This is a genomic window from Pseudomonas paraeruginosa PA7, assembly GCF_000017205.1.
Taxonomy (GTDB): Bacteria; Pseudomonadota; Gammaproteobacteria; order Pseudomonadales; family Pseudomonadaceae; genus Pseudomonas; species Pseudomonas paraeruginosa.
The window spans coordinates 1,280,845-1,296,698 of the sequence record NC_009656.1 but is presented as its reverse complement, the minus strand read 5'-3'; the positions used below and the strand labels follow the sequence as shown (position 1 = coordinate 1,296,698).

Annotated in this window: 12 protein-coding genes; 7 read left to right on the top strand and 5 right to left on the bottom strand. The window is 65.3% G+C overall.

Going from position 1 to position 15,854, the window contains the following annotated elements:
* Positions 1 to 28 precede the first annotated feature (28 nt).
* A complete protein-coding gene (locus tag PSPA7_RS06100) occupies positions 29 to 2,881 on the top strand; it encodes a valine--tRNA ligase (protein WP_012074544.1) in 2,853 nt (950 codons plus the stop codon).
* A 37-nt stretch (positions 2,882 to 2,918) separates the two neighbouring features.
* Here PSPA7_RS06100 and PSPA7_RS06095 read toward each other — a convergent pair whose 3' ends face one another.
* Positions 2,919 to 3,332, bottom strand: a complete 414-nt coding sequence (locus tag PSPA7_RS06095) for a putative signal transducing protein (protein ID WP_003157606.1) — start codon at positions 3,330 to 3,332, stop codon at positions 2,919 to 2,921.
* A 194-nt stretch (positions 3,333 to 3,526) separates the two neighbouring features.
* Here PSPA7_RS06095 and PSPA7_RS06090 point away from each other — a divergent pair, with 194 nt between their 5' ends.
* The 5 genes from PSPA7_RS06090 to rlmF all read left to right on the top strand — a co-directional run bounded on the left by PSPA7_RS06090 (position 3,527) and on the right by rlmF (position 9,320).
* Complete coding sequence (locus tag PSPA7_RS06090) at positions 3,527 to 4,504, top strand: ABC transporter substrate-binding protein (protein ID WP_003157607.1); 978 nt, start codon at positions 3,527 to 3,529, stop codon at positions 4,502 to 4,504.
* A gap of 82 nt (positions 4,505 to 4,586) precedes the next feature.
* Entirely contained in the window at positions 4,587 to 5,477 is an 891-nt protein-coding gene (locus PSPA7_RS06085; protein WP_003157608.1) for an ABC transporter permease, read from the top strand.
* A gap of 2 nt (positions 5,478 to 5,479) precedes the next feature.
* Positions 5,480 to 6,274, top strand: coding sequence for an ABC transporter ATP-binding protein (locus PSPA7_RS06080; protein WP_012074543.1), 795 nt, complete (start codon positions 5,480 to 5,482; stop codon positions 6,272 to 6,274).
* A gap of 117 nt (positions 6,275 to 6,391) precedes the next feature.
* Positions 6,392 to 8,224, top strand: coding sequence for an SLC13 family permease (locus PSPA7_RS06075; RefSeq protein WP_012074542.1), 1,833 nt, complete (start codon positions 6,392 to 6,394; stop codon positions 8,222 to 8,224).
* A gap of 91 nt (positions 8,225 to 8,315) precedes the next feature.
* A complete protein-coding gene (gene rlmF / locus PSPA7_RS06070; protein ID WP_041025455.1) occupies positions 8,316 to 9,320 on the top strand; it encodes a 23S rRNA (adenine(1618)-N(6))-methyltransferase RlmF in 1,005 nt (334 codons plus the stop codon).
* Between the two features lie 221 nt (positions 9,321 to 9,541).
* On the opposite strand, the gene PSPA7_RS06065 is transcribed toward rlmF, so the two are convergent.
* The 4 genes from PSPA7_RS06065 to PSPA7_RS06050 form a co-directional block, all read right to left on the bottom strand.
* Positions 9,542 to 10,795 (bottom strand): OprD family porin, encoded by a 1,254-nt coding sequence (locus tag PSPA7_RS06065; RefSeq protein WP_012074540.1) that lies wholly within the window; start codon positions 10,793 to 10,795, stop codon positions 9,542 to 9,544.
* A gap of 39 nt (positions 10,796 to 10,834) precedes the next feature.
* On the bottom strand, positions 10,835 to 12,139 hold the full coding sequence (locus PSPA7_RS06060) for a CitMHS family transporter (RefSeq protein WP_012074539.1): 1,305 nt from the start codon (positions 12,137 to 12,139) through the stop codon (positions 10,835 to 10,837).
* A gap of 126 nt (positions 12,140 to 12,265) precedes the next feature.
* Positions 12,266 to 13,573 (bottom strand): C4-dicarboxylate transporter DctA, encoded by a 1,308-nt coding sequence (gene dctA, locus PSPA7_RS06055; protein WP_012074538.1) that lies wholly within the window; start codon positions 13,571 to 13,573, stop codon positions 12,266 to 12,268.
* 60 nt (positions 13,574 to 13,633) lie between these two features.
* Positions 13,634 to 14,713, bottom strand: a complete 1,080-nt coding sequence (locus tag PSPA7_RS06050; protein ID WP_071535386.1) for a 4-oxalomesaconate tautomerase — start codon at positions 14,711 to 14,713, stop codon at positions 13,634 to 13,636.
* A gap of 145 nt (positions 14,714 to 14,858) precedes the next feature.
* Between PSPA7_RS06050 and PSPA7_RS06045 the strand changes: the two genes are divergently transcribed.
* Complete coding sequence (locus PSPA7_RS06045) at positions 14,859 to 15,752, top strand: LysR family transcriptional regulator (protein ID WP_003151833.1); 894 nt, start codon at positions 14,859 to 14,861, stop codon at positions 15,750 to 15,752.
* Positions 15,753 to 15,854: the final 102 nt, after the last annotated feature.

Below are 15,854 nucleotides of genomic sequence, written 5' to 3'. Positions count from 1 at the left end.
GCCATATTCAGCTTTGGTCCCCTTTCGCATGGACAAGACTTACCAGCCGCACGCCATCGAGACTTCCTGGTACGAGACCTGGGAGTCCAACGACTACTTCGCTCCGAGCGGCGAAGGCCAGCCCTACACCATCATGATCCCGCCGCCGAACGTGACCGGCAGCCTGCACATGGGCCATGGCTTCAACAACGCGATCATGGACGCGCTGATCCGCTACCGCCGCATGCAGGGCCGCAACACCCTGTGGCAACCGGGCACCGACCACGCCGGCATCGCCACCCAGATGGTGGTCGAGCGCCAGCTCGGCGCCCAGGGCGTGAGCCGCCACGACCTCGGCCGGGAGAAGTTCCTGGAGAAGGTCTGGGAATGGAAGGAACAGTCCGGCGGCAACATCACCCGGCAGATTCGTCGCCTGGGCTCCTCGGTGGACTGGTCGCGCGAGCGCTTCACCATGGACGACGGCCTCTCCGAAGCGGTCAAGGAAGCCTTCGTGCGCCTGCATGAAGACGGCCTGATCTACCGCGGCAAGCGCCTGGTGAACTGGGACACCAAGCTGCACACCGCGATTTCCGACCTGGAAGTGGAAAACCACGACGAAAAGGGCCACCTCTGGCACCTGCGCTACCCGCTGGTAAACGGCGCGAAGACCAGCGAAGGCCTGGATTACCTGGTGGTCGCCACCACCCGTCCGGAAACCCTGCTGGGCGACGCCGCGGTCGCGGTGCACCCGGAAGACGAGCGCTACGCCAAGCTGATCGGCCAGTTCGCCGAACTGCCGATCGTCGGCCGGCACATCCCGATCATCGCCGACGAGTACGTCGATCGCGAGTTCGGCACCGGCTGCGTGAAGATCACCCCGGCCCATGACTTCAACGACTATGAGGTCGGCAAGCGCCACGACCTGCCGCTGATCAACATCTTCGACAAGAACGCCGCGGTGCTGGCCCAGGCCCAGGTGTTCCACCTCGACGGCAGCGTCAACCCGAACCTCGACCCCAGCCTGCCGCAGAGCTACGCCGGCATGGACCGCTTCGAGGCGCGCAAGGCCATCGTCGCCGAGTTCGAGGCCATGGGCCTGCTGGAGAAGATCGACGACCACGCGCTGAAAGTGCCGAAGGGCGACCGTTCTGGCACCGTCATCGAACCCTGGCTGACCGACCAGTGGTACGTCAGCACCAAGCCGTTGGCCGAGGACGCCATCGCCGCCGTGGAAGACGGCCGCATCCAGTTCGTGCCCAAGCAGTACGAGAACATGTACTTCTCCTGGATGCGCGACATCCAGGACTGGTGCATCAGCCGCCAGCTCTGGTGGGGCCACCGCATCCCGGCCTGGTACGACGAGGCCGGCAACGTCTACGTCGGCCGCGACGAGGTCGAGGTGCGCAGCAAGCACCAGCTCGGCAATGACGTCGAGTTGCGTCAGGACGAAGACGTTCTCGACACCTGGTTCAGTTCCGGCCTGTGGACCTTCTCCACCCTCGGCTGGCCGCAGCAGACCGAGTTCCTCAAGACCTTCCACCCCACCGACGTGCTGGTCACCGGCTTCGACATCATCTTCTTCTGGGTCGCGCGGATGATCATGCTCACCATGCACCTGGTGAAGAATCCCGACGGCACCCCGCAGATCCCGTTCAAGACCGTCTACGTCCATGGCCTGGTGCGCGACGGCCAGGGCCAGAAGATGTCCAAGTCCAAGGGCAACGTGCTCGACCCGCTGGACATCGTCGACGGCATCGACCTCGATACCCTGCTGCAAAAGCGCACCAGCGGCATGATGCAGCCGAAGCTGGCGGAGAAGATCGCCAAGCAGACCCGCGCCGAATTCCCCGAAGGCATCGCCAGCTACGGCACCGACGCCCTGCGCTTCACCTTCTGCTCGCTGGCCTCCACCGGCCGCGACATCAAGTTCGACATGGGCCGCGTCGAAGGCTTCCGCAACTTCTGCAACAAGATCTGGAACGCCGCCAACTTCGTCATCGAGAACACCGATGGCCAGGACACCGGGGTCAACGGCGAGCCGGTCGAGCTGTCCTCGGTCGACCGCTGGATCATCTCCCAGTTGCAGCGCACCGAGCAGGAAGTCACCCGCCAGCTCGACGCCTTCCGCTTCGACCTGGCCGCCCAGGCCCTCTATGAGTTCATCTGGGACGAGTACTGCGCCTGGTACCTGGAGCTGGTCAAGCCGGTGCTGTGGGACGAGAACGCCCCCATCGAGCGCCAGCGCGGCACTCGTCGCACCCTGATCCGCGTGCTGGAGACGGCCCTGCGCCTGGCGCACCCGTTCATGCCGTTCATCACCGAGGAAATCTGGCAGCGCATCAAGGGCCAGGCCGGCAAGCAAGGCCCGACCCTGATGCTGCAACCCTGGCCGGTGGCCGACGAAGGCCGGATCGACGCCGCCGCCGAAGGCGACATCGAGTGGGTCAAGGCGCTGATGCTCGGCGTGCGGCAGATCCGCGGCGAGATGAACATCTCCATGGCCAAGCGCATCGGCATCATCCTCAAGAACGCCTCGCCCAGCGACCAGCGCCGCCTGGCCGACAACGAGCCGCTGCTGATGAAACTGGCCAAGCTGGAAAGCATCCGCGTGCTGGAAGCCGGCGAGGAAGCACCGATGTCCGCCACCGCCCTGGTCGGCGACATGGAAGTATTGGTGCCGATGGCCGGCCTGATCGACAAGGGCGCCGAACTGGGACGCCTGGACAAGGAGATCCAGCGCCTGGAAGGCGAGGTCAAGCGCGTCGGCGGCAAGTTGTCCAACGAAGGCTTCGTCGCCAAGGCCCCGGCCGACGTGATCGAGAAGGAGCGCGCCAAGCTCGCCGAAGCCGAACAGGCCCTGGCCAAGCTGGCCGAGCAACGGCAGAAGATCGCCGCGCTCTAACTCCAGCGCCCGCCTCCCAGAGGCGGGCGTTTTTCTTTCACTCGCATAGAGGCAACGGTACTTCGCTGCGGAGACCGCAGGCCTCGCACACTAACCGACGCCGGATCGGCCACAGCGGTACGTTGAGCAGCAGGATGCCAAGGAAAGCCTGGCGGCGGCCGTCCACCTTCCAGGCCACCTGGTCGCTGCCGCAACGCAAGCACTGGAACTCGCTGCTGCCCTGCTCGGCCCGCAGCGCCTCGCTTTCATCGGTGGCCAACAGCGCCAGCGCCTCTTCGCGACAGACCGTGGGCACTTGCAGGCGCACGCCGCCCAGGGCGTTGGAGTACAGCCATTGCATGTTGATGGTGTGCTCGTCGGCGACGAACGCCGGAATTCCAGCGGCCTCCAGGCGGGCGCGAGCGATCTGCGCTTCCAGGGGATGGGAAAAACGGCCGATGGTCGTGAGCATGTCGCCTCCTTTCGGTCACGGTCCGACGCCGACACCTTACCCGGATCACCCCGAGCGGTAATCCCACCGCAAGAAAAAACATCAAACCTGCTGACGACTTGCGCGAAAAATGCGATGTTTCGGCCACGCTGTACCCGCACCGCCCAATCAGAACAATTCGCTACAGCGCGCCAATACAATCAGGAGATCGCCGCATGATGCAGGCCTATAAGAATAAATGGTTGCCCCTCAGTGCCCTGGCCCTTGGCATGGCCCTGTCCTTCGGCGCCAACGCCGACGAGCAGAAGTCGGTCGCCGTGACCGCCATCGTCGAGCACCCGGCGCTGGATGCCGCCCGCGACGGGGTCAAGGAAGCCCTCCAGGAGGCCGGCTACGAAGACGGCAAGAACCTCAAGTGGCAGTACCAGAGCGCCCAGGGCAACACCGGCACCGCCGCGCAGATCGCCCGCAAGTTCATCGGCGACAAGCCCGACGTGATCGTCGGTATCGCCACCCCCTCGGCCCAGGCGCTGGTGGCCGCGACCAAGAGCATTCCGATCGTCTTCAGCACCGTCACCGACCCGGTCGGCGCGCACCTGACGCCGAGCTGGGAAGCCTCCGGCACCAACGTCACCGGGGTTTCCGACATGCTCGCGCTGGACAAGCAGATCGAGCTGATCAAGAAAGTGGTGCCGGGCGCCAAGCGCATCGGCATGGTCTACAACCCCGGCGAAGCCAACTCCGTGGTGGTGGTCAAGGAACTCAAGGAACTGCTGCCGAAGATGGGCCTGAGCCTGGTCGAGGCCTCGGCCCCGCGTTCGGTGGACGTCAGTTCGGCGGCGCGCAGCCTGGTCGGCAAGGTCGACGCGATCTACACCAACACCGACAACAACGTGGTGTCCGCCTACGAGGCGCTGGTCAAGGTCGGCAACGACGCGAAGATCCCGCTGATCGCCTCCGACACCGACAGCGTCAAGCGCGGCGCGATCGCCGCCCTCGGCATCAACTACAAGGAGATGGGCAAGCAGACCGGCCGCATGGTGGTGCGCATCCTCAAGGGCGAGAAGCCGGGCGAGATCAAGCCGGAGACCAGCGACAAGCTGCAACTCTTCGTCAACCCGGGGGCCGCGCAGAAGCAAGGCGTGACCCTGTCCGACGAGCTGGTCAAGTCGGCCGCGGAAGTCATCCAGTAAAAAAGCGGCCGCCGGCCGCGGGTTTCTCGCCCGTGGCCGGACGGCACGATAATCCTGCCTTCACGCACTCGGTTACCAAGTCATGTCTCTGTTTTCCCTGTTCGGTGCCCTGGAGATCGGCCTGATCTTCAGCCTGGTGGCACTCGGCGTGTTCATCTCCTTCCGCCTGCTGCGCTTCCCCGACCTCACGGTGGACGGCAGCTTCCCGCTCGGCGGCGCGGTCTGCGCGACCCTCATCGCCCTCGGCTGGGACCCCTACAGCGCGACCCTGGTGGCCACCGCCGCCGGCGCGCTGGCCGGGCTGGCCACCGGCCTGCTCAACGTCAAGCTGAAGATCATGGACCTGCTCGCCAGCATCCTGATGATGATCGCGCTCTACTCGATCAACCTGCGCATCATGGGCAAGCCCAACGTGCCGCTGATCGCCGAGCCGACCCTGTTCACCCTGCTGCAGCCGGAATGGCTCAGCGACTATGTGTTCCGCCCGCTGTTGCTGGTATTCATCGTAATCGCCGCGAAGCTGCTGCTGGACTGGTTCTTCACCACCCAGAAGGGCCTGGCGATCCGCGCCACCGGCTCCAACCCGCGGATGGCCCGTGCCCAGGGGGTCAATACCGGCGGCATGATCCTGCTCGGCATGGCCATTTCCAACGCACTGGTGGCGCTGGCCGGCGCACTGTTCGCGCAGACCCAGGGCGGCGCCGACATTTCCATGGGCATCGGCACCATCGTCATCGGCCTGGCCGCGGTGATCGTCGGCGAGAGCATCCTGCCCTCGCGCCGGCTGATCCTGGCGACCCTCGCGGTGATCCTCGGCGCCATCGTCTACCGCTTCTTCATCGCCCTGGCGCTGAACAGCGACTTCATCGGCCTGCAGGCCCAGGACCTGAACCTGGTCACCGCGGTGCTGGTCACCGTCGCCCTGGTGATCCCGATGATGAAGAAACGCCTGCTCGGCAAGAAGGGGGCCTGACCATGCTCAGCGCGAAGAACCTGAAGATCACCTTCAACCCCGGCACTCCCATCGAGACCCGCGCCCTGCGCGGCCTGTCGCTGGACATCCCGGCCGGCCAGTTCGTCACCGTGATCGGCTCCAACGGCGCCGGCAAGTCGACCTTCCTCAACGCGGTCTCCGGCGACCTGCCGATCGACAGCGGGCAGATCCTGATCGACGACGAAGACGTCACCCGCAAGCCGGTCTGGGCCCGTGCCAACCGCGTCGCGCGGGTTTTCCAGGACCCCATGGCGGGTACTTGCGAGGACCTCACCATCGAGGAGAACATGGCCCTGGCGCAGCGTCGCGGGGCCGGCCGCGGCCTCGGCCGGGCGGTGCAGGCGTCGATGCGCGACGGTTTCCGGGAAAGCCTGGCGACCCTCGGCCTCGGCCTGGAGAACCGCCTCGGCGACCGCATCGGCCTGCTCTCCGGCGGCCAGCGCCAGGCCGTCAGCCTGCTGATGGCGGCGCTGCAACCCTCGCGTATCCTGCTGCTCGACGAACACACCGCGGCGCTCGACCCGCGCACCGCCGACTTCGTCCTGCATCTCACCGCACGGATCGTCGCCGAGAAGAAACTCACCACCATGATGGTCACCCACAGCATGCGCCAGGCGCTGGACGTCGGCGAACGCACGGTGATGCTGCACCAGGGCCAGGTGGTGCTTGACGTCTCCGGGGATGAACGCAAGGGCCTCGACGTGCCGGATCTGCTGGCGATGTTCGAGAAGGTGCGCGGCGAGAAGCTCGCCGACGACGCCCTGCTGCTCGGCTGAGCCCACCCGGCGCCTCTTCGCCCCGAGCCGGGGAGGCGCCGGCGACCTGCAACAGATCAAGGCACGCCCCGCGTCCGTCTGCCACACTCGCAGGCATCCTCCCGCCCGGATGCCCGCATGAACCTCGAACTGCTCTGGGTGGTCGGCCTGCTCGCCACCACCGTCGCCCTCTTCATCCACAACCGCCTGCGCCTGGACGTGATCGCCCTGCTGGTGATCATGGCCTTCAGCGTCAGCGGAACCCTGACCCTCAACGAGGCCCTGGCCGGCTTCAGCGATCCGAGCGTGGTGCTGATCGCCGCGCTGTTCGTGATCGGCGAAGGCCTGGTGCGCACCGGGGTGGCCTACCAGGTCGGCGACTGGCTGATCGCCCGCGCCGGCAGCAGCGAAGCGCGCCTGCTGGTGCTGCTGATGCTGGCGGTGGCCGGGCTGGGCTCGGTGATGAGTTCCACCGGGGTGGTGGCGATCTTCATCCCGGTGGTCCTGAGCATCGCCGCCAAGCTGAAGATCCCGCCGGGCCGGCTGATGATGCCGCTGGCCTTCGCAGGGCTGATCAGCGGCATGATGACCCTGGTCGCCACGCCGCCGAACATGGTGGTGAACAGCGAGCTGGCGCGCGAGGGGCATGCCGGCTTCGGCTTCTTCGCCTTCACCCCGATAGGCCTGATGGTGCTCGCCATCGGCGTGGCCTACATGTTGCTCACGCGCAACTGGCTGAACGCCGCCAGCCCGGCGGAAGTCGGCGCGCCGAAGGCGCGGCGGACCCTGCGCGACCTGATCCGCGACTACCGCCTGGCCGGCCGCGAACGGCGCCTGCAGGTACAGCTCGGCTCGCCGCTGATCGGCAGCACCCTGGAGGAACTGCAACTGCGCACCCGCCTGGGCGCCAACGTGGTCGGCCTGGAGCGGGTGCGCAAGTTCCACAGCGAGGTGGTCAAGGTCGGCGGCAGCACCGAGCTGAAGGCCGGCGACGTGCTCCTGCTGGACGTCTTCGCGCCGCCGCAGGACATGGACCGGCGCTGCGCCGAGCTGAACCTGGTGCGCCTGCCGTTCCGCGCCAGCTACTTCATCGACCAGTCGCGGGAGGTCGGCATGGCCGAGGTGACTCTGCCGCCGGACTCCACCCTGCTCGGCAAGAGCGTCCTGGAGCTGGGCTTCCGTTCACAGTACGGGCTCAACGTGGTCGGCCTGCGCCGCGACCACGAAGCCCTCACCGACGGCATGCTGGAAGAGAAGCTGCGCCTTGGCGATACCCTGCTGGTGATCGGCGCCTGGAAGGCGATCCGCCAGTTGCAGGGACGCGGCCGCGACTTCCTGGTGCTCAGCCTGCCGGCGGAGATCGACGAGGTGGCGCCAGCCCTGAGCAAGGCTCCGCATGCGCTGCTGAGCCTGGCCGTGATGGTGGCGCTGATGGTCAGCGGGGTGGTGCCCAACGTGGTCGCGGCGCTGGTCGGCTGCCTGCTGATGGGCCTGTTCCGCTGCATCGACATGGACGGCGCCTACCGTGCGATCCACTGGCAGAGCCTGATCCTGATCGTCGGCATGCTGCCCTTCGCCCTGGCCCTGCAGAAGACCGGCGGCATCGACCTGGCGGTCTCGCTGCTGGTCGACGCCCTCGGCGACGCCGGCCCGCGCGTGCTGCTGGCCAGCCTGTTCCTGCTCACCGCGGCGATCGGCCTGTTCATCTCCAACACCGCCACCGCGGTGCTGATGGCGCCGATCGCCATCGCCACCGCCAACCAGATCGGCGCCTCGCCCTACCCCTTCGCCATGGTGGTGGCGGTGGCGGCCTCGGCGGCCTTCATGACGCCGATCTCCTCGCCGGTGAACACCCTGGTGCTGGGCCCCGGCCAGTACCGTTTCGGCGACTTCGTCAGGATCGGCGTGCCGTTCACCCTGCTGGTGATGTTCGTCTGCGTGCTGGTGATCCCGTGGCTGTTCCCGTTGTGACCGGACCAGGGTCGCGCCGCCCGGCAGAAACACTGGCCAGCCTCCGGCGGATGTGAATAATGCCCGCCTCGCCGTAATGGAAACCGAGATCATGCCCCGTCCGTCCAGTCCACGCCCCGACGCCGAGCGCAAGAGCGCCAGCCCGCTACACCCACGCAATCGCCATCTGGGACGCTACGACTTTCCGGGCCTGATCGCCGGCAATCCGGAGCTGGAACGCTTCGTCATCGTCAACCCGTACGGCAAGCCGAGCATCGACTTCGCCGACCCGCTGGCGGTGAAGGCCTTCAACCGCGCGCTGCTGCAACAGTTCTACGACGTGCGCGAGTGGAACATTCCCGAGGGCTACCTGTGCCCGCCCATCCCCGGTCGCGCCGACTACCTGCACTACCTGGCCGACCTGCTCGGTGCCAGCCACGACGGCGTGATCCCGCGCGGCACCGGCCTGCGCGCGCTGGACGTCGGAACCGGAGCCAACTGCATCTACCCGCTGCTCGGCCACCACGAGTACGGCTGGCGCTTCGTCGGCGCCGACATCGACCCGCAATCGCTGGCCTCGGCCGCGGCGATCCTTGCCGCCAACCCGCGTTTCGCCGCCGCCATCGAGCTGCGCCGCCAGCCGGATCGCCGGCACATCTTCGAAGGGCTGGTCGATTCCGCCGAGCGCTTCGACATGACCCTCTGCAACCCACCCTTTCACGCCTCGCTGGACGAGGCCACGCGCGGCAGCCGGCGCAAGTGGAAGAACCTCGGCAAGCTCGACCCGGGCCGCACCCTGCCGCTGCTGAATTTCGGCGGCCAGGGCGCCGAACTGCACTGCGAGGGCGGCGAAGCGGCCTTCCTCGCCAGCATGGCCGGGGAAAGCCGGGCGTTCGCCACGCAAGTGTTCTGGTTCACCACCCTGGTGTCCAAGGCGAGCAACCTGCCGAACCTCCAGGAGCGCCTGAAAACACTGGGCGCCAGCGATATCCGCGTGGTGGACATGGCCCAGGGGCAGAAGCAGAGCCGCTTCGTCGCCTGGACCTACCTCGACAAGAAGCAGCGCCGGGCCTGGCGCAGGGAGCGCTGGAGCGCAGCCGTACCGCTGGGCGAATAACTGGTACGACGCTCCCCGCTCCCATTGTTCCCGCCTGCGGAGCGCGACGAAAGCAGAAACGAACGTCTCGATTCCGGACCCGCCGAACGCGGAGGATATCGTGCCCTACCCGAAGCGCCTGACGACAACCGGCTCAGTGCGGTGGAGTGATAGCCGGCGTCGTGGCCAGCCAGGCCTTCTTCCAGGAGATTGAAGGCGTCCCCACAACGACTGTGGTTGCGCTACCAGAGGGCGATATCGTAGGTCAGGTAGATCCGGTTGCTGTCGCGCCCTCGGGAAAAATCCGAACGGTAGACATAATTGCGTAGTTTCACCCCCAGTCCTTTCACAGGCCCCGACTGCACCACGTAGGCCAACTCCGCATCACGTTCCCACTCTTTCTCTCCGCGCTCGCCGGAACGGCCGTTGCTACCGCCCAGATAGCGCACCATGAAGGTCAGCCCCGGCACAGCCGCAGCCACGAAATCATAGGAATATCTGGCCATCCAGGTCTTCTCTTCCTCTCCGATGAACTTGCCGATGCCGACATTGCTGAACGAATACACCGTAGCTCCGCTGACATAGGGCAACCCCGCCTCACCATCGAGCCACTGGTATCCCGCGCCGAAGACGTGCCCGGAGTGCCTGAAGCCCAGTTGCCCGCTGAACATGTCGTTGTCGATACCCCCGGCATGGGCCGCACCCATGTCATGGCTGCGGAAATAACGCAGGTCCGTGGTCAGCAGGCCGCCAGCCAATGCCAGGTCGTGCTGCATGCCGACGAAATCCTGCCGGTAGAAATGCTCCAGTTGGCCATGGAAGTAGCTCAAGCGCAGGCGTTCGCCGACGGAGCGCTCCATACCGGCGTAAGCGAAGCCACCGAATCCCCGGCCTGCATGAGCGTCGGCATACAAGCCGGTGCTATCGGTGGAATCGCGCAGTTTGAAACGGTCCAGATAGCCCACGTCCAGACTGAGGCCATCGATGGGGCTGCTGGTCAGTTGGGTACCCCGATACGTCTGGGGCAGCAGGCGCGCATCGTTGTAGATCAGCAGGGGATTCTTCGGCAACAGGGTGCCGTGCCTGAGCACCGTCTGCCCGAGTCGTGCCTTGAGGGTCGCGCCGAGACTGCCGAACTCGTCCGCCGCACGACCATCGTCGTGTACCGGCAACAAGCCGGTGCCGGCGCGGCCCCGGCCGGAATCGAGGTGCACGCCCAGCAGGCCCAGGGTGTCGATCCCCAGTCCCAGCGAACCTTCGGTGTAGCCGGACTGGTAGTCGAACAGCAGCCCCTGCGCCCACTCGACACGCTCGCTCCTGGCATTGGCGGCGGCGCGCGGGCTCATGCCGTGTTCGTCACGGAAGTTCTCGTTGAAATAGACATTGCGCAGTTGCAGCCTGAGCCTGCTCTCTTCGATGAACCCGGCTGCGCCGGCAGCGGACAGCCAGGCGCACAGCAGGCCGCAGGCGGCCCCGCGCAGTATGAGTGACGACATGCAAAGTACCCTCTTTCGGTTATCGGCGCCGGGCTTCGCTCAGACGAAAAAGGACAGCGCGCCGGTGGCCAGAGCCAGCGCGGTGATGACCAGCGAGGTCAGCACCGCCCACTTGACCGTCGCTCGCTGGAAATCGCCGATGTCACGATCGACCATCCCCATCAGCAGCAAGGTCGAGGCCACCAGCGGACTCATCAGGTGTACCGGCTGGCCCAGCACCGAGGCGCGGGCGATTTCCACCGGGTCGATGCCATAGGCGGCGGCCGCGTTGGCCAGGATCGGCACCACGCCGAAGTAGTAGGCATCGTTGGAGAGCACGAAGGTCAGCGGCATGCTGGTCAGCGCCACCACCAGCGGGAACCAGTGTCCCCAGGCGTCGGGAATCCAGCCGACCAGCGCCTGGGCCAGTGCATCGACCATCCGGGTGCCGGAAAAGATGCCGGCGAAGATGCCGGCGGCGAATACCAGCAACACCACCGTCATGGCGTTGCCGGAGTGAGCCTGGATGCGCTGCTTCTGTTGCTCCAGCGCCGGGTAGTTGATCATCAGCGCGGCGACGAAACCGATCATGAACAGGATCGCGGCGTGCATCGCCCCCAGGACCAGCGCGGCCATCACCGCGATGACCAACGCCAGGTTCATGTAGGCCAGGCGCGGACGCTTGTGTGGAGTGGCCTCCAGGATCGCCTCGATGTAGCAATCGCCACCACCGGATTCGAGCCTGACGTTGCCGATGCGCCTGCGTTCGGAGCGGCCAAGCAGGAACGCGCTGAATACAACCCAGGCGGCGCCGCCGACCATGGTCGGCAGCATGGGTATGAAGTATTCCGAGGCATCCAGGCCAAGGGCGGCGATGGCGCGGGTCGCAGGCCCGCCCCAGGGGCTGAGTCCGCTCATGATGCTCAGCGACAGCATCGACAGCGTGGCCAGGATCATCGGGTCCATGCCGATGCGCCTGTACAGCGGCAGCATGGCGGCGCAGGTGATCATGTAGGTGGTGGTACCGTCTCCGTCGAGCGCCACCAGCAAGGACAACAACGCGGTGCCGACGGCGATCTTCATGGGATCGCCGTTGACGCGCCTGAGTATCTTGCGGATCAACGGGTCGAACAGGCCGGCGTCGATCATCAGGCCGAAGAACAGGATGGCGAACAGCAACAGCGCGGCCGACGGGGCGACCATTTTCAGCCCATCGAGCATCAACTTGCCGAGGTCGGGGGCGAAGCCGCCGATCACGGCGAAGACGATCGGCACCAAGGTCAGGGCAACGATCGGCGACAAGCGTTTGCTCATGATCAGGCAGGTGAAGGTCACCACCATGAGCAGGCCCAGAAGTGCGAGCATGGTTTGCATCTCTTGTTCTTATTGTTCCTGTGGCCGCCCGCCGGGCAGACGGCCCCCAGCCCCGACCGGGCTCGAAAAGGCAGCGGGCGGGATCGTAAGTCGACTATGGATAGGCTGGGAACGTGCTCAGGCGTTGCGCTGAGGTTCGCTCGACCAGTCTGCCTCGAGGCGGTTCGACACCATCGGTGCAGAACCATCCAGGACGCGCACCAGGGTTTCCCGTTCGCAGGCATTTTCCGACAGGGAAATCACCACGGTGGCTACCGCGTTGCTCGCCAGGCTGGTCAGAGCCCGGGCTTCGGACATGAAGCGATCGATGCCGATCAGCAGCGCCAGCCCCGCCAGCGGAATGTCGTGGATGACCGTCAAGGTCGAAGCCAGGGCGACGAAACCGCTGCCGGTCACTCCGGCCGCCCCCTTGGACGAGAGCAGCATGATGGCGAGCATGGTGATGGTCTGACCCAGCGTCAGGTCGATGTCGCAGGCCTGGGCGATGAAGACGGCGGCCAGCGACAGGTAGATGGCCGTGCCGTCGAGGTTGAAGGAATAACCCGTAGGCAGCACCAACCCTACGACGCCCTTCCTGCAGCCCAGCGCCTCGAGTTTTTCCAGCATTCGTGGCAACACCGGCTCGGTGGAGGATGTGCCCAGCACCACCAGGAATTCCTCGCGCAGGTAGCGCAGCAGCTTCCACAGGCTGAAGCCGTGGGCCCGGCAGATACCGCCCAGCACCACCAGCACGAAGAAGGCGCAGGCGATGTACAGGGTACCGATCAGCTTGGCCAGCGCTCCCAGCGAGCTGATGCCGTACTGGCCGACGGTAAAGGCCAGGGCGCCGAAGGCGCCGACCGGGGCGAAACGCATCAGGTAGCCGAAGATACGGAAAACCATCTGCGAAGCAGACTCGATTACCACCAGCAGCGGCCGCCCCCTTTCGCCCAGCGACGACAGGGCGAATCCCGACAGCGCCGCGATGAACAGCACCGGCAGCACCTCGCCCTTGTCGAACGCACCGACAAAGGTCGCGGGAATGATGTGCATGAAAAAGTCGACCACGCTCAGCCTGGCCGCCGAGGCCGCGTACTGGCCAAGTCCCTCGGTACTGAGGGTGGAAGGGTCGATATTCATGCCGTCCCCTGGACGGAACAGGGAGACCGCCGCCAGACCGATCGCCAGGCTGATCACGGTCAGCACCAGGAACAGCAGCAGCGTCTTGCCCATCAGGCATCCCAGGGAGCGTTTGTCGGTCATGCCGGCGATGCCGGTGACGATGGTGCAGAACACCACGGGCGCGATCATCATCTTGACCAGCTTGATGAAGGCGTCGCCCAGCGGCTTCAACGCGACCGCCTGGTCCGCCCATACATGACCGATCAGCACACCCAGCACAACGGCGCAGAGAATCTGGAAGTACAACGACTTGACGAGTTTCATGAGGCATCACCCATTGTTGAAATTGTTCGGATGCGCTTTGGGGATTACACAGCCTGTGCTTCAGCCAGCCAGCTTGCGCTGGCTCGATACATAGACGAAGCCCGAGAAAAGGCGCCGCGCGGTACGCACGACCGAAGCCTGGATCGTCTGTCCTTCCGTGCCGCTGCGTGAAAGTGCCACGTCGATCACGCCACAGGGATGTTCCAGGCGAACCTCTGTCAGGTCCCAGGCCCTATCGCCGATCATGCGCATGGCCACGCTTCCCGGGCTGACGCAGGCGCTCGCCAGGCCGATGGCCCCGGTAATGGCCAACGCACGATGACAGTTGTGCGGCATGAAGTAGCGCACCTGGAGGGTACCGCCGTGCTGCGGAGGGGAAATCAGCACCGGCTTGGGAATGACCATGCCACTGACATCGCCTAGCCCCATTGCCCTGCCCGCCCGCAGGCGCAGTGCCTCCAGGCGCTGCAACAGGCGGGTGTCGGCATCCAGCCAGGCCGGGGTTTCCGAGCCTGAGACGCCCAACTGGCGAGCCTCGACGATCATCATCGGCATAGCCATGTCGATGCACGTGATCGCCACCCCGTCGATCACGTCCAGCGCGCTGCCGGTGGGGAACAGCCTGCCCGTCTTGCTGCCTACCGCATCAAGGAAGGTCAGCAGCACAGGGGCGGCCGTGCCTGGCACGCCATCGATCGCCGTGCGGCCTTCGTAGCGAACCACCCCTCCAGGGGTCTCGACCAGCGCATCGACGAAGGTGTTGGTATTGAGATTACGGATACGCACCAGCGTCTTGCCAGCCTGGGCCTCGACCAGGCCTTGCTCGATGGCGAACGGCCCCACGGCGCAAAGCATGTTGCCGCAGTTGGGCGCGGTGTCGACCCGGCGCTGGCCGACCATCACCTGGACGAACAGGTAATCGACATCGGCCTCGGGGTGCGGCGACGGGCTGACGATGGCTACCTTGCTGGTTTGCGGACTGCCACCACCGATTCCGTCGATTTCCAGTTCGTGGCCCGAGCCCATCAGGTCGATCAACAACTCGTCACGCTCAGCGATATTGGCAGGCAGGTCCCGGGCATGGAAGAACGGGCCTTTGGAAGTACCGCCGCGCATCAGGACACAAGGGATTCGTTGCATTTCCACTGACTCTTGTTGATCAATTGGCATGATTGATGTGTTTGAAACAAGAGTGACAGAGGCGTATAAATCAATCCAATGCAAATATCAGCCAGATTATTGCGTTTAACAAATCAATAATTATCTGGGGATCGACAGAAGAATCATGGAATATGAGCTGCAAGATCTTAAATCTTTCGTGAAAATCGCAGAACTCGGCAGCTTTCATGAAGCTGCCGACGCGCTTCACCTGTCCCAACCAGCCCTGAGTCGGAGGATGAAGAAACTCGAAGAAGGGCTAGGCACGCCTCTCCTCGATCGCACTACCCGGCGCGTCAGTCTGACCAGCGTCGGCCGTGACTTTCTGCCCAAGGCTCGCCGCCTGCTCGACGACTTCGAAGACTCGATCCTCAGCATTCGTGAACTCGCGGAGCGCCAGACGGGGCAGGTCACCCTTGCCTGCATCCCCACGGCGGCCTTCTACTTCCTGCCGTCCGTGATCCGCCTCTACAACGAGCAATACCCGAAAATCCGCATCCGCCTGCTGGATCTGAGCGCCAACGATGGACTCGAGTCCGTATTGCGCGGCGAGGCCGACTTCGGCATCAACATGATGAGCGGCCAGCACCCTGACATCGAATTCGTCCCCCTGGTCCAGGAACACTTCGTGCTGGCCTGCCGACGGGACCACGAGCTGGCCGGGCGCGCCTCGGTGACCTGGACCGAACTGGCCGACTATCGCCTGATCGGCGTAGGCCGGCTCAGCGGCAATCGCATGCTGCTCGACCACGCGCTCTCCGGCCTCAGTTGGCGCCCCAAATGGTTCTACGAGGTCCAGCACCTGTCCACCTCACTGGGCATGGTCGAAGCTGGGTTGGGCGTCTCGGCGATGCCCAGCCTGGCCATGCCAGCGGATGACCACCCGACCCTGGTCAGCATCCCGCTGATCGAACCGCAGGTCACACGCACCCTCGGGATGGTCTACCGCCGTGGTGCTTCGCTCTCGCCCGCCGCGGAAAAGTTCGTTTCGATTCTCCTGGAAAAATGGTCCGGCGACTGATGCCTCTCCACATCTCGAAAACGCCCATAGCCAATCGTCGGCGGAGCCAGCCCCGCACGAACTCTGCCGCGGACAACCGCAACAGCGCATCGACCATGTCGA

Coding starts and splice junctions, on each gene's coding strand:
- PSPA7_RS06100 (WP_012074544.1), top strand. CDS start 29: ATGGACAAGACTTACCAGCCGCACGCCATCGAGACTTCCTGGTACGAG.
- PSPA7_RS06095 (WP_003157606.1), bottom strand. CDS start 3,332: ATGCTCACGACCATCGGCCGTTTTTCCCATCCCCTGGAAGCGCAGATC.
- PSPA7_RS06090 (WP_003157607.1), top strand. CDS start 3,527: ATGATGCAGGCCTATAAGAATAAATGGTTGCCCCTCAGTGCCCTGGCC.
- PSPA7_RS06085 (WP_003157608.1), top strand. CDS start 4,587: ATGTCTCTGTTTTCCCTGTTCGGTGCCCTGGAGATCGGCCTGATCTTC.
- PSPA7_RS06080 (WP_012074543.1), top strand. CDS start 5,480: ATGCTCAGCGCGAAGAACCTGAAGATCACCTTCAACCCCGGCACTCCC.
- PSPA7_RS06075 (WP_012074542.1), top strand. CDS start 6,392: ATGAACCTCGAACTGCTCTGGGTGGTCGGCCTGCTCGCCACCACCGTC.
- rlmF (WP_041025455.1), top strand. CDS start 8,316: ATGCCCCGTCCGTCCAGTCCACGCCCCGACGCCGAGCGCAAGAGCGCC.
- PSPA7_RS06065 (WP_012074540.1), bottom strand. CDS start 10,795: ATGTCGTCACTCATACTGCGCGGGGCCGCCTGCGGCCTGCTGTGCGCC.
- PSPA7_RS06060 (WP_012074539.1), bottom strand. CDS start 12,139: ATGCTCGCACTTCTGGGCCTGCTCATGGTGGTGACCTTCACCTGCCTG.
- dctA (WP_012074538.1), bottom strand. CDS start 13,573: ATGAAACTCGTCAAGTCGTTGTACTTCCAGATTCTCTGCGCCGTTGTG.
- PSPA7_RS06050 (WP_071535386.1), bottom strand. CDS start 14,713: ATGCAACGAATCCCTTGTGTCCTGATGCGCGGCGGTACTTCCAAAGGC.
- PSPA7_RS06045 (WP_003151833.1), top strand. CDS start 14,859: ATGGAATATGAGCTGCAAGATCTTAAATCTTTCGTGAAAATCGCAGAA.